Source organism: Salmonella sp. 32020114201800008SM (genome assembly GCF_017572025.1).
Taxonomy (GTDB): domain Bacteria; phylum Pseudomonadota; class Gammaproteobacteria; order Enterobacterales; family Enterobacteriaceae; genus Salmonella; species Salmonella enterica.
In genome coordinates this window covers 271,541-285,849 of sequence record NZ_JAGEQM010000006.1, presented here as the reverse complement: position 1 = coordinate 285,849, position 14,309 = coordinate 271,541, and the positions used below count along the sequence as shown (strand labels likewise).

Annotated in this window: 12 protein-coding genes; 1 reads left to right on the top strand and 11 read right to left on the bottom strand. The window is 52.2% G+C overall.

Features of this window, described 5'->3' with window-relative positions; translation table 11 throughout:
- Positions 1–130 precede the first annotated feature (130 nt).
- The 7 genes from hisJ to J4613_RS17315 form a co-directional block, all read right to left on the bottom strand.
- Complete coding sequence (hisJ, locus tag J4613_RS17345) at positions 131–913, bottom strand: histidine ABC transporter substrate-binding protein HisJ (RefSeq protein ID WP_000731868.1); 783 nt, start codon at positions 911–913, stop codon at positions 131–133.
- 237 nt (positions 914–1,150) lie between these two features.
- On the bottom strand, positions 1,151–1,933 hold the full coding sequence (gene argT / locus J4613_RS17340; RefSeq protein ID WP_000754423.1) for a lysine/arginine/ornithine ABC transporter substrate-binding protein ArgT: 783 nt from the start codon (positions 1,931–1,933) through the stop codon (positions 1,151–1,153).
- 288 nt (positions 1,934–2,221) lie between these two features.
- Positions 2,222–2,791, bottom strand: coding sequence for a UbiX family flavin prenyltransferase (locus J4613_RS17335; protein ID WP_111742277.1), 570 nt, complete (start codon positions 2,789–2,791; stop codon positions 2,222–2,224).
- Positions 2,792–2,817: 26 nt separating this feature from the next.
- On the bottom strand, positions 2,818–4,224 hold the full coding sequence (locus tag J4613_RS17330) for an amino acid permease (RefSeq protein ID WP_000380346.1): 1,407 nt from the start codon (positions 4,222–4,224) through the stop codon (positions 2,818–2,820).
- A gap of 63 nt (positions 4,225–4,287) precedes the next feature.
- Positions 4,288–5,391, bottom strand: coding sequence for an alanine/ornithine racemase family PLP-dependent enzyme (locus tag J4613_RS17325; RefSeq protein WP_000281907.1), 1,104 nt, complete (start codon positions 5,389–5,391; stop codon positions 4,288–4,290).
- A gap of 1 nt (position 5,392) precedes the next feature.
- Positions 5,393–6,814 carry an APC family permease gene (locus J4613_RS17320; protein ID WP_000072512.1) on the bottom strand — a complete coding sequence of 474 codons (1,422 nt, stop codon included), beginning with the start codon at positions 6,812–6,814 and terminating at the stop codon, positions 5,393–5,395.
- Between the two features lie 90 nt (positions 6,815–6,904).
- Positions 6,905–8,302, bottom strand: a complete 1,398-nt coding sequence (locus tag J4613_RS17315; RefSeq protein ID WP_000132307.1) for an alanine racemase — start codon at positions 8,300–8,302, stop codon at positions 6,905–6,907.
- A 210-nt stretch (positions 8,303–8,512) separates the two neighbouring features.
- Between J4613_RS17315 and J4613_RS17310 the strand changes: the two genes are divergently transcribed.
- A complete protein-coding gene (locus tag J4613_RS17310) occupies positions 8,513–9,940 on the top strand; it encodes a sigma-54-dependent Fis family transcriptional regulator (RefSeq protein WP_000168929.1) in 1,428 nt (475 codons plus the stop codon).
- A gap of 35 nt (positions 9,941–9,975) precedes the next feature.
- On the opposite strand, the gene purF is transcribed toward J4613_RS17310, so the two are convergent.
- The 4 genes from purF to folC form a co-directional block, all read right to left on the bottom strand.
- Entirely contained in the window at positions 9,976–11,493 is a 1,518-nt protein-coding gene (gene purF / locus J4613_RS17305) for an amidophosphoribosyltransferase (RefSeq protein WP_000334205.1), read from the bottom strand.
- 37 nt (positions 11,494–11,530) lie between these two features.
- Positions 11,531–12,019: a colicin V production protein gene (gene cvpA, locus J4613_RS17300; RefSeq protein WP_000262102.1), complete on the bottom strand. Its 489-nt coding sequence runs from the start codon at positions 12,017–12,019 to the stop codon at positions 11,531–11,533.
- A 310-nt stretch (positions 12,020–12,329) separates the two neighbouring features.
- Positions 12,330–13,004 carry a cell division protein DedD gene (gene dedD, locus J4613_RS17295; protein WP_000157031.1) on the bottom strand — a complete coding sequence of 225 codons (675 nt, stop codon included), beginning with the start codon at positions 13,002–13,004 and terminating at the stop codon, positions 12,330–12,332.
- A complete protein-coding gene (gene folC, locus J4613_RS17290) occupies positions 12,994–14,262 on the bottom strand; it encodes a bifunctional tetrahydrofolate synthase/dihydrofolate synthase (protein ID WP_058107669.1) in 1,269 nt (422 codons plus the stop codon). The genes dedD and folC overlap by 11 nt, the downstream gene beginning before the upstream one ends.
- Between the last annotated feature and the right edge of the window lie 47 nt (positions 14,263–14,309).

Below are 14,309 nucleotides of genomic sequence, written 5' to 3'. Positions count from 1 at the left end.
CCTCACATCACGCCGGATGGCGGCTGTGCCTTGCCCGGCCTACGATGCTCCCCGTAGGCCTGACACGCACAGCGCCATCAGGCAATGCAGACAGTCAACATTCTTTGGGCTTTATCTGCACCGACGGTGATTAACCGCCATAAACATCAAAATCAAAGTACTTTTTCGCCAGCTTTTCGTAAGTACCGTCAGCACGCATTTCAGCAAAGGCTTTGTTCAGCGCTTCGCGCAGCTCGTTATCTTCTTTGCGCAGCCCCATACCGGTTCCTACGCCGAATAACTTCTCATCTTTCACCGCCGGGCCGCCGAATTTATAGTCTTTTCCGACGGGCTGTTTAAGGAAACCTTCGCTGGCCGCGACCTCGTCCTGGAACGCCGCATCAATACGGCCAGCCGTCAGATCGGAATAAATGTTGTCCTGCCCCTGGTAAGAGACGATCTCAATCCCTTTCGGCGCCCAGTGCTCATTGCCGAAGGTCTCCTGCGTCGTCCCTTGTAGCACGCCGACGCGCTTGCCTTTCAGCGACGCGACGGTCGGCTGAATATCAGAGTTCTTCGCCACCACCAGACGGGAATCAGCGGCGTAAAGCTTGTCGGTAAACGCGATTTCCTGCTGGCGCTTTTCAGTGATGGACAGCGAGGACATGATGGCATCAATTTTCTTCGCTTTTAAAGACGGAATCAGCGCATCCAGCGGGTTTTCCACGAACGTACACTGTGTGTTGATACGTTTGCACAGCTCTTTGGCCAGATCGATATCAAAGCCGACCAATTCACCTTGTGCATTTTTGGATTCAAACGGTGCGTATGTAGGATCGGTACCGATACGAATCTTTTGTGGAATAGCGGCAAATGCTGCGGTAGCGCTGGAAAATGCCAGCACCAGAGAAAGGGATAACGCCAGTTTTTTCATAACTATCCTCAACAGACTGTCTTTCCAGGAGATCTTTACAGATCCGATGCGACTATCGTGCCATTAATCAGGCCGACAAGGCAAAGCATTCTACCTTGTCAGCCGGTTTATTTTGCATAAAAATCGATTAAGTATGCATTTATGCGCCTGTTCCGCAACGGCTTATGCACCAAAAAGGTGCAAAACATCTATTTTGCACCGTGATAGTTCCCCAGCGCGGCACGTTATCCCCTTCCCTCAATCGCCGTAGACATTAAAATCGAAGTACTTTTTGGCCATTTTGTCGTAAGTTCCGTCCTGGCGCAGTTCGGTCAGCGCTTTATCAAACGCGGCTTTTAGCTCGGTATCGTCTTTACGCAGCCCAACCCCCGTCCCGTCGCCAAAATATTTTTTATCCTTCACGGAAGGACCGGCAAACGCATACTCCTTGCCCGCTGGCTGCTTCAGGAAACCTTCGCTGGCGGCGACTTCATCCTGCAATGCAGCATCCAGGCGACCGGCGGTTAAATCGGAATAGATAAGATCCTGGTTGGCATAAGCCACCACATCCACACCTTTAGTGCGCCAGTTATCATTGGCGTAAGCCTCTTGCGTGGACCCTTGCAGCACGCCGACATGCTTGCCTTTCAGCGATTCCAGCGTCGGCTGAATGGGAGACCCTTTTGCCGCAATCAGGCGTGAATCCGCCGCGTAAAGTTTGTCGGAAAACGCGATTTCTTGCTGGCGTTTATCGGTGATAGAGAGCGATGAAATAATGGCATCAATTTTTTTCGCTTTTAGTGAGGGAATAAGCGCATCAAAGTCGCTGGCGACCCAGGTACATTTCACCTGCATACGCTTACACATTTCATTACCGAGATCGATATCAAAGCCAATAAACTCGCCTTTGGCATCTTTTGATGAGAAAGGCGCGTAGGTGGTATCTGTTCCAATACGAACCGTTTGCGGGAGCGCGGCGTAACTGGCCGCCGTCGCGCCCAGACCTATCAGCAAAGACAAAGCGAGAACGGTCTTCTTCATACATCCCCCTCAAGTGGCGTCATTTTCTTATGTTTTACGTGGTGTTGTGTGTTTGCAGACTTTTTCATGCAGGTCTTATGCCATTTTCACGTCAGCAAAACGATTCGACGTTAAATTTGTTAATAAAACGTTGCAATATTGTCCTAATGTTGAAGATAGCAGGTATGACGGTTGAACCGCAGCGTTTCGGCGGCTTTTAACGAATTAAATGTTGAGGATATGATCGCGGTTACAAAATTGCCCTGAAACAGGGCAACAGGGACAATAATGCACGCTAAACAGACAACGCTATGCGCCCTGCCAGCGAACAAAAAGATCGTGCGGAAGGGGGATATCAAACTGATCCAGCACTCGGTTAACCGTTTGATTTATAACATCATCTAACGTCTGAGGAAGATGATAAAAAGCCGGAACCGGCGGCATAATCACCGCGCCTATCTCAGCGGCCTGGGTCATTAAACGCAAATGCCCGATATGCAGCGGCGTTTCGCGCACACACAGCACCAGAGGTCGCCGCTCTTTTAATATCACATCCGCCGCGCGGGTAAGCAGTCCGTCAGTATAACTGTGGACAATCCCCGACAGCGTTTTAATCGAACAGGGCAAGATAACCATTCCCGCCGTCGGGTAAGAGCCCGAGGAAATGCTGGCGGCAATGTCGCGCGCATCGTGCGTCACATCGGCCAGCGTCTGCACCTCGCGCAGCGAAAAATGGGTCTCCAGCGCCAGCGTTTGCCGGGCCGCCTGGCTCATCACCAGATGCGTTTCCACGCTATCGACATCGCGCAAAATTTGTAATAAGCGCACGCCATAAATCGCTCCGCTGGCGCCGCTAATTCCTACAATGAGTCGTTTCATGTTCTCTTACCGTTTACGAGCGCCGTTCATCCCACTGTGTTACGTAATCGGCTCAAAGTGGGTCTGAAGAGATACCATGACAAAAGAATCCCTATCATAAAAGCCAGCTCAACCAACATTATCACTACCCCTTGCTCACTAAACCAGGTGCCGACCATAATGGCAAAATTGGTGATAATGACAAATCGGGCCGTCCAGGGGAAAAGCGGCGATCGATAGCGTAGCAAATCGCTGGCGTACGTTCCATTACGCACCGATTGTCGGAAACGATACTGGCACCATCCGATGGTTATCCATGCCAGGCAACCCACCTGCCCGGTACTGGCGATCAGATATAAATAAAATTGCTGTGCGGGAATATAGCGGGTCAGCAACGACACCAACGCCAGCAAGGCCGTGATTAAAATAGCATACACCGGCACGCCGCCGCCGTTCGTTTTACCAAAGCAGGCTGGCGCAAAGCGATCGCCCGCCATAGACCACAGCATACGCGAACTGGCGTAAATGGCCGAGTTAGCGGCAGAAACCGCGGCGGAAAAGATCACCAGCGTCATCAGCGTATCCGCCCCCGGAATGCCCGCGTGGGAGAATACCCATACAAAGGGACTTTGTCCATTTGGCGTCAGTTCATGCGGATAGACCAGCGCCAGCACCGCAATCGCCAGGCCGTAAAACAAAATGATTCTGAGACCGATCCCCAGGATCACTTTCGGTAAAATAATGTGCGGCGATTCGGTCTCCCCTGCCGCATTTCCTACCAGTTCCACCCCCTGGAAGGAGTAAATCACGATCGTCATACAGACCACAATTTGCTCCCAACCGTGTGGAAACCACATTCCGTCTGTTTTTAACGTCGGGTGCCAGTCACTATGGCCCATTAGCGAGTAGATCATGACCCCGCCCGCGCAGATAAACAGCACGATCGCGAAAACCTTAATGGCCGAAAGCCAGTATTCGCATTCGCCAAAACTTTTTGCGGAGGTGAGATTGATGGCCGTCAGGATGAGCAGAATCGCCAGGCAGAACATATATACCGGAACCGCGGGGAAAAACTGGTGAGCAATAAACCCTGCGGCAGTGAGGTCGGCCGCCAGGGAAAAGACCCAGCTAAACCAGTAAAGCCAGCCAATGGTATAGCTCCAGCAAGGTGACGGCATAAACATCAGCGCGTAATGTTGAAATGAACCGGAGTGAGGAAAGGCGCATGATAATTCGCCAAGACACATCATCGTCGCCAGCATAATGCTTCCGGCAAACAGATAGGCCAGTAAGGTTCCCGCCGGCCCGACGCTGCTTAACGGTTCGGCAATGCCGATAAATAAGCCGGTGCCAATCGTGCCGCCCAGCGACATCATCAGCAGATGCCGCTTCTTCAGGTTACGCCGCAGACCGCCTTCGGGCTCTGCTGGCGGTGGTTGTTGCAGGGTATCCATCGTTACTCCCTGTCTTTCGTGAGGTCAAAGATGCCGCCGCGACATAGCCGCGGCGGTTATGCGTTAACGCGTAAACCTCCAGGCGACGCCTTTGGTCTGGCAGGCCATTAACAGGCCCGTATAATCCAGCTCAAAGCGAACCACATCGCCTACTTTTAGCGACTGACGACAATCTTCAATATCCACCAGCGTATGATCGCTGGTTTGTCCTAAGATAGTGATAGCGTCGTCGCATGGCACACAGTTATCCGACGGCACATCCTGGCGACCAAACGCCAGCAATGCGCGTCGGCGTATGCCACGATCGACAAAGGTTTTACTTTGCAAAAAGGCATCGACGCCCAGCTCCCCGACCGGGACGGTAGGTTTACTGTTCAGTTCGATGATTTCCGCTTCCAGGATATACATATCGGAACAGGCTTTATCGACCGGTTTTGCGGAGTGGTGAAATTCATTCAGGTATTTCATGTCCACATATTCAATGCCGAATTCATGCAGTCCGCCGATGCGCAGATGATTCAGTCCCTGCGGCCAGATACCTTTATCCAGCAGGTGATAGCTGGTGCAGTTTCCCGCAGAAAGCCGCCGGACAGGAATACCGCTGTCAGCTTCCAGCCGGGCGGCCAGCGCCAGAAAATCCTCGCCATTTTTTACCGTTGGCAACACGGTGCCGTAACAATTAAAGTTGGTGCCCAGTCCATATAATTCCAGACCGGGCAGACCAGTAATCAGAGTCACGGTCTCAAGAATGCGTTGATATTCACCAAACCAGATACCCTCGCGTAAATCGCCCATATCCACCATCAGTAATACCTGATGCGTTTTCCCCTGGCGTTGGGCTTCTTGCGATAATGCCCGTAATACCACCGGCTCGCTATTTAAACTGATATCCGCGTAGCGCACCACATCTTCGATTTCACTCAGACACGGGCTGCGTAACAGGCAGGTCGTACATCCTGTCTCGCGTATTTTTTTCAAATTATAGGTTCGTGATTCAGCGATAACGGTAATTCCGCCGTTGAACACCGCCTGCGCGGTTTCCACGCAGCCGTCAAAAACTTTATTGACAGCCATCACGTCAATACCGCTGCTTGCCAGCAGAGCTTTTTCCGTGCGGGCGTTTTCTTCCAGCTTGCGTAGATTTATTTCCAGAACTGGCATATACATTTTATTTTCCTCCCGCCATGCTTAAACGGGCATTACGTTTCTGCGCCCGATGGTAAATGTACTCCGCGACGACAACCGCCAGCACGGCTCCGCCAATAATTTTCCCGGCGTACTGGAAATATCCGCCCATATCAATTTGAGAAGGCGGAATAAATAACAGCGCAACGGCAAAGGCGATAGAAAGAAAGCCCAGCGCGGGTAAAATAGCCGGTAAAACCTTGCCCGGAATTTTAAAACTTCTTGGCGTATCCGGCTGAGTCTTACGTAAACGCCAGAACGCCGGGAACATCACCAGGTAAGGAATAAAATAGGTGATGGTCGTTAGCGCCGTTAACATCCAGTAAGCCGCCGCAACGCTTGGCGAAATAAAAGTCGAAAAACACAGGACCGTGACAATAATCGCCTGTACAGTCAAGGCAAAGGCGGGCGTTTTCCACACCGGATGTAATTTGCCGATTCGGTCCCCCAGCAGATTATCTTCACGCGAGGCTTCCTGGAGCATATAAATCGGCCCCACCAGCCAGGAGTTAATCTGCCCGAGAGCGCCAAAAAACATACAGATGGCCATAACAGGAATTAACCACGGCATATGCAGCGTATCCGCAGCAGCATGCATAGCCTGCATGACGCCTGCCACAATGTCGGTTTTCCCGGCGGGTAAAAGCGTATTTAGCGCCCAGGTGCCGACCATATAGATCCCGACGATAACGGCGGCGGAGACGGCCATCGCTCGCGGAAAATCACGCTGTGGATTACGGGTACGCCCGGCAATCATCGGGGCGACCTCCAGTCCGGCAAACGCAAACATCATGCTGGATAAGAAAACGATCGTATCCCAGTGTCCGAGATCCGGAATCCAGTTTTTCGCTGTAGTGTAGTCCGTCTGCATCTGGTGTCCGGTACATAGCCATACTACCGCCAGCAAAATGAGGATGGCGGAGGGAATAAATACGCCGCACCAGGCGCTGATGCTATTAATAATTTTTGTCCATTCCATCCCGCGGATATTCATCAGCGTTAATAGCCAGAAAATTACCGCGGAACCAATACCGATAAACGCTTTATTTTCCGCCAGGCCGCCGCCGATCATATAGCCCAACGCGGTAAAGCCGAATTGCAGCATTAATGGGAAAAACAGTACGCAGGAAAAGAGAAAACAAACCACGACAATCCATGCAATACGTTTACCAAATGCCTCTTTAATCCAGACAAATATCCCGCCATCTTTCGGCCAGCCGGTTGACAGCTCGCCGCATACCATCGCTAAAGGAAAAAACAAGCAGAATGCGGCGATCACCCATAACAACATGGCCGATGCCCCGTAAGGCGCCACGTTAGGGATTTGCCGCAAACTCAGAATAGCGATGACATTCATAAAGACAATGTCTTTGATGCCAAGTAAGCCAGAATTCGTGTTACTCATGGCCATCTCCTGTTATGCATTCAGGCATCACTGCCCTCTTCTTATCATCTGACGACGGGCTTCAGCATGAAACTGAAGCCCAAAACAGTATTAATAAATGTCGTACTTGACCATATCTTCGTAACTGTCTTCCCGACGAATCAGACGCGTCTCACCATTTTTATCGATCATCACCACCCCCGTGCGCGGACGGTTGTTATAAACGGTTTGACTTTCAATGGTGTATGCCCCGGCATCAAGAAACGCGACAATATCGCCAACATGAGTCTCCTTCGGCAGTAAAAACTCTTCGCCTTTCACCCCCATGTGGAAATAATCTCCGCCATCACACAGCGGCCCGGCTAATTTTACCCAGGCGTCGTGCGCTGCCGTCATGCGAGAGGCGTTATAGACATAAAAGAACCAGTCAAAATGCTGGCTGTCAGAGAGTACGCTGTAACCAGCGTCGACAAATTTCCATTCAACGTGGCATTCCACATTGCCGTTAAGATCGTAATTTGTTTTACGTTTTTCGCAGGAGACTTCCGTCAGTAAAACCGCCGCCGACCCGGTCACTTTACGTCCCGGTTCAATACATATTTCCACATCGGTACGCCATTTATGCACTTCGCGAATGACCGCATCGGCAAAATCCTGGGCGGTAATACCGGCATACATATTATCTTTTAACGGGTCGCCATTCTCGTCGTCATATTTATAGGGAACCGGAATTCCGCCGCCCACGTTAATCAAATCAAATTTAATACCGAGCACCTCTTCCAGACGACGGGATTCATCCACCAGCACTTTAGTCGCTTTTGCGAAAGGCTCTGACTCCGGCACCTGATCGCCTACATGCATATGCAAGCCGCGTAAATGCACATAAGGCATCGCCAGAATGCGGCGGCAGGTTTCTTCCGCCTGTTCCAGGTCGAGACCCGACTTCGCATGGAAAGCGGTAACCAGTTCCGCATGCGTCGCCGAGGGAACATTCGGTTCTACGCGGACGCAAACATTGGCGACTTTCTTCAGCTTGCGAGAGATGGCATCAATATGTTCCAGCTCATACAGGCTATCAACATTAATAAGATACAGATCGTTAGCGATGGCATATTCCAGATCGGCAGGCTTTTTCACCACGCCGTTGAAGACGATCTGATCTCCGCGAAAGCCTATCTCCAGACACTTGCGAACCTCATATTGTGAGTTTGCCTCCGCGCAAATTCCGGCGTCACGAATGGCTTTCAATACCCCCATGACCGAGCAGGTTTTTGACGCAAAGAAGGTTTTGGTATTTTTATGCGCCGCAAATGCCTGCTGGATTTCATGAATGTTACGAATAATCTCCGGCTCAGAAAACACATAGAACGGCGTGGGGTACTGGCGCGCCAGTGCGTCCAGATCGACCCCTTCAAAACACAAATGACCGTCTTTGTGCTGGAAACGGCGATCGCCGTTGATTACCTGCTCACGTAGCTGGTTGTAATTCTGCATAATCGAGTCAGTCATAACGCCCTCTGCTTAATGTTTATGGTAAAAATACGCATTCTTTACAGGGATAAAGCAAAAGGCATGCCACTATTTTTTATCAAAATAATCAATTACTTATAAAAATAAGCTATTTCTCATTTTCGTCATTGAGTTTGCTATTCATCACAACGACGAAAATTCGTCACTTTTATAATGGCAACATGAACAATAGATATGAGGAATGCATGTATGGCATCCACCAATCAGGAACTGGCCTCGGCGCTCAGGATGTTTTCCCGCTTTTTCGATTTGATTCATCAGCCGTTGGCCGTCATTAATGAGCGTGGTGAATACGTTTACTACAATCAGGAAAGCGCGGATCTGGACGGCTACAGCATTGAACGGGCAATGGGAAAACATATGCTGGATGTCTATCCGGGCATGAAAGAGACGCAAAGTACGATGCTTTCATCGTTAAAAAAAGGCGTGGAATACATTGGCCATTATCAAATTTATTACAATGCGCGAGGCCAGGCCGTTGACTATCAGCACACCACCGCACCGCTCTATGCAAGCGATGGCGGCATGGTCGGCGTTATCGAAATCGGCAGGAATATGTCCGGCGTCAGGCGGCTCCAGGAGCAGGTGGTAGAACTGAACCAACTGCTGTATGCCGATCGCCATGAGAAGCACCATGCCATTATTACCGAAAACCCGGAAATGCTCAGTAATATCGCCAAAGCCAAACGGCTGGCCGCCAGTAATATTCCGGTGACGATTGTCGGGGAGACGGGTACGGGTAAGGAGCTATTTTCCCGCCTGATACATCAATGCAGCAAGCGGGCGAATAAGCCATTTATCGCCCTGAACTGCGGCGCTCTACCGCCTACGCTTATCGAAAGTACGCTTTTCGGCACCGTGCGCGGCGCCTATACCGGCGCGGAAAATAGCCAGGGCTATCTGGAACTGGCAAACGGGGGAACGCTCTTTCTTGATGAGCTGAACGCCATGCCGATAGAAATGCAAAGTAAGCTGCTGCGATTCTTGCAGGATAAAACCTTCTGGCGGCTCGGCGGACAACAGCAACTCCACTCTGATGTCAGGATCGTTGCCGCCATGAACGAAGCGCCCGTCAAATTAATTCAACAAGAACGCCTGCGGGCGGATCTTTTTTATCGGTTGAGCGTCGGAATGTTGACGTTACCGCCGCTGCGCGCCCGCCCGGAAGATATTCCCTTACTGGCAAATTATTTTATTGATAAATACCGTAATGATGTGCCGCAGGACATTCACGGACTAAGCGAGACGGCGCGTGCTGATCTGCTCAATCACGCCTGGCCGGGTAATGTCAGGATGCTGGAAAACGCGATTGTACGCAGCATGATCATGCAGGAAAAAGACGGGCTGCTGAAACACATCATTTTTGAACAGGACGAGTTAAATTTAGGCGTACCGGAAACCGCGCCGGAAAATCCCCTTCCCTCGTCACCCGATCCGCAGTATGAAGGGTCGCTGGAGGTACGGGTTGCTAACTACGAAAGGCATTTAATAGAAACCGCGCTGGATACGCATCAGGGGAATATTGCCGCCGCGGCCCGCAGCCTTAACGTATCGCGCACCACGTTACAGTACAAAGTACAAAAATACGCTATTCGCTTCGGCGTGGTGCGTAATTGACATCGGCCAGCGGCATTGCGCCGCTGGCAAAGCCATTAGCCTTCGTTATGCATTTCCAGGTTTTCCATTTCGTTCTGGAACAGCACCGCTTTGGCGTCGTCATTACGTAATGAATCCAGGAAGTCGAGGTATTGCTGGTCTACGTCTTTGGTGACATATACCCCGTTAAATACCGAACATTCAAACTGCTGGATATCCGGGTTTTCCGCGCGTACGGCTTCGATCAGATCGTTCAGATCCTGGAAGATAAGCCCGTCTGCGCCGATGATCTGCCGAATCTCATCCACCTCGCGACCATGCGCGATCAGCTCATTGGCGGTCGGCATATCAATGCCATAGACGTTGGGGAAACGAATTTCCGGCGCGGCGGACGCCAGATAAACCTTCTTCGCGCCGGCTTCCCGGGCCATCTCGATGATCTGCTCTGATGTGGTGCCACGCACGATGGAATCATCCACCAGCAGGACGTTCTTATCGCGGAATTCCGCGCGATTAGCATTGAGCTTACGGCGCACGGATTTACGGCGTAGCTGTTGGCCCGGCATGATAAAGGTACGTCCCACGTAACGATTTTTGACAAATCCCTGGCGGTACGGCTTGCCGAGAATACGGGCAATTTCCAGTGCGATATCGCAGGAGGTTTCCGGGATAGGGATCACGACGTCGATGTCCAGATCTTCCCATTCACGAGCGATTTTTTCGCCAAGTTTGGTGCCCATATTCACACGAGCGCTGTAGACGGAGATTTTGTCGATAAAGGAGTCCGGGCGAGCAAAATAAACGTACTCGAACAGGCAGGGATTACTGACCGGGTTATCCGCGCACTGGCGCGTGAACAGTTGCCCCTTTTCGGTAATATAGATAGCTTCGCCCGGCGCGACATCGCGCAGAAACTCAAAGCCCAGCGTATCCAGCGCCACGCTTTCAGAAGCGACCATATACTCCGTACGACCATCGCCAACGTCACGCTTGCCCAGCACTAACGGGCGAATGCCGTGCGGATCGCGAAAAGCCACCATGCCGTGGCCGATAATCATCGCCACGCAGGCATAGGCGCCGCGGATTTGACGGTTAGTCGCGGCAATCGCGGCAAAAATATTGTCGGCTTCCAGCGGATAGTGACGGAAGTTGTCGAGCTCGCTGGCGAAAATATTGAGCAGGATTTCGGAATCGGAGGTGGTGTTGATATGGCGGCGCTTTTCTTCAAACAGCTTTTTACGTAGCTCATGCGCGTTAGTCAGATTGCCATTATGGGCCAACGTGATGCCATACGGCGAGTTAACATAAAAAGGTTGCGCTTCGGAAGCGCTGGAGCTGCCTGCGGTAGGGTAGCGCACATGGCCGATCCCCATGTTGCCCTGCAAACGCTGCATGTGGCGAGCTTCAAAAATATCGTTCACCAGCCCGTTTGCCTTACGCAAGCGAAAGCAGTTATTCGCATCAATGGTGATGATACCGGCAGCATCCTGACCACGATGCTGGAGCACTGTTAACGCGTCATAAATCGACTGGTTGACCGGCATAACACCGGCGATACCGACAATACCGCACATACGTCATTTTCCTCGTTAAGCCACATCTCAGAACCTGTTACGTCCTGGGCAAGAAACTCGACGAGCTTTGCAGATAGTCAAAGAACCATCTGATGATGAAGCTGAACTGCGGGATGAGCTGCGATTTGCTCCAGTCTTCGCTTTTCGACAAGCCGGTAAAGGTATCAAGGAAGAACAGAATGGCGGCGACAATCAGCGCGCCTCGCAGTGCGCCGAAACAGATCCCCAACACCCGGTCAGTTCCCGACAGGCCGGTCTTCTCTACTAGCTGACCTATCACAAAATTCACGATAGCGCCGACGATAAGCGTCGCGATAAACAGTACCGCGATAGCAATCCCATTACGAACCAGTTCGTCTTCAAAGCCCGTAAACCAGACAGACAGGTAAGTGTAGTAGTGACTGGCGACAAAGAAAGCACAACCCCACGTCACCAGCGATAACGCTTCACGAACAAAGCCGCGGATCAGGCTAACCAGACAGGAAAAAGCAATCACCGCGATAATGGCGTAATCAATCCAGACCATAGATGTCCCACGATTTTACGCCCTGTCGTCCTGTTCGGGGCGCATTCTAACAGAAAAAGAAAACGTTTGCGTAGGGATTTCCTTCCCACGCGTAAATAAAAATGGCGCTGAAAAAATATTCAACGCCATCACACTTTTTATCTCTTCGGGCACGACCAGAAGAGCTGCCATCGGCCTGATAAGCGCAGGATACCAGGTTTATTCCTTCTGCCGGATGACGGCGTAAACGCCTTATCCAGCCTACAGAACTTCGGCTATTACCAGATGAACACCGTAGGCCTTAACGCTGCGCGCTCAGGCAAAACGCGCCTTAGTTCGGGCTATATCCCATCACCACGCCGCTTAACCCGGAAATCTGCTTGAGCTCGCCAAGCGATCCTTTCATCTTATCTTTCGACGCATCCGGCCCGACGAGAATACGGGTTATTTTACCCTGTACCGGCGTTGAGGGGGAAGTATAAACCCGGAACCCGGCGGAACGAAGCTTGCCGACTATCTCGTTGACTTTATCCGCGTTTTTCAGCGCGCCCAACTGTACGACATAGGCTTTGCCGGTCGGCGCAGGTTTATCGTCGGCGACTGGTTGCGGCGCGGGCGTCGGCGTGGAAGCGGCGACAACCGGCTGTTGCGGTTTAGGCTGCGGTTTCGGCTTTTCAACCGGCTTCGGTTTAGGCGTCTCCGCCGGTATCGGATCAAGCTCAACATTGTTAGACGCCATGCGCGACGGGTCCAGCGATGGCGCTGCCGCATCTCCCGCCCGCACCTCTTCAGCCGCCCCTTCCGGCGGCTGTGTCGGCAGCGCCTGCGTTGCGGCAGGCATCATATCCGGCTCATCGCGGTCGCCAGGTTTCGGTACCAGTGGAATCGCAGCAAATTCATCCTGATAATGCTTTTTCTGTCCGTCCAGCAGACCGGGAAGCACAATAACCCCCAGCGCGACTAACACAATCGTGCCGACTAAACGATTCTGAAACTTACTCGCCACCGATTCTCCCCGCGTCTATCACTTCCATAACATGTGCGACGGTGTGGAACGATCCGCACACCAGCACGGTATCTTCTGGCTGCGCCGCGTCGATAGCGGCCTGCCATGCCTGCGCGACGCTATCATAGACATTCCCTTTCCCCAGATGTTCCAGAAGTTGTTCCGCCGTCGCGCCGCGCGGCCCCTCTAACGGAGCACAATACCAGTCGTCAACCACGCTTTTCAACCAGGCTAACGTGCCGGCGATATCTTTATCATGCAGCATACCAATCACCGCAAGCACGCGCCCGCGTTTCGGCAACATTTTCAGACGACCCGTCAGGTATTCCGCCGCGTGGGGATTATGGGCGACATCAAAGATAACGCGCGGCGACTCACTCACGATTTGAAAACGTCCCGGCAAGGTAGCCTGCGCAATACCGTCGCGAATCGCCTGCTCATCAATGTTCAACCTGCTGGCGCGCAGCGCGGCCAGAGCGGTGGCGGCATTCGGCTGAGGAACCTGCGGCAACGGCAGTCCGGCAAGCGTGCCGTCGCCATCGGTAAACGCCCACTGGGTCGCTGTCACCTCATAACGCCAGTCAACGCCACGACGCCGCAACAGCGCGCCGGTCTCCTGCGCGACATCCGCGATGGTTGCCGGCATTTCCGGTTCGCCGACGATAGCGGGTTTTTCCGCACGAAAAATCCCGGCCTTCTCGCGGCCGATACTTTCGCGATCCGGCCCCAGCCAGTCAGTATGGTCAAGCGCGATGCTGGTAATTACTGCTACATCGGCATCCACAATGTTCGTGGCGTCCAGGCGCCCGCCCAACCCGACCTCCAGAATCACCACGTCAAGGTTAGCCTGTTTAAACAGCCACAATGCCGACAACGTACCATATTCAAAATAGGTCAATGAAATATCGCCGCGCGCCGTTTCTATTTCCGCAAAGGACGCGGTATGCGCGGATTCCGCTAATTCTTTCCCCTGCACGCGCACGCGCTCGGTGTAACGTACCAGATGAGGCGAACTATAGACGCCCACACGGTATCCCGCCGCGATTAACACCGACTCCAGCGTTCGACAGGTCGTACCTTTACCGTTGGTTCCCGCAACGGTAAAAACGAACGGCGCAGGCTTGAGGATGTCCAGACGCGCTGCCACCTGGCTTACGCGCTCAAGGCCTAAATCGATACTCTTGCTGTGCAGGTTTTCCAGATAAGAAAGCCACGAGGCCAGGGGCGACGCAGCTTGAGGTATAGATTTGTTTTTCATTGATTCCGCTGCTTCTTTACGGTGAAAAGCAAAAGGGCAGAGCCTGC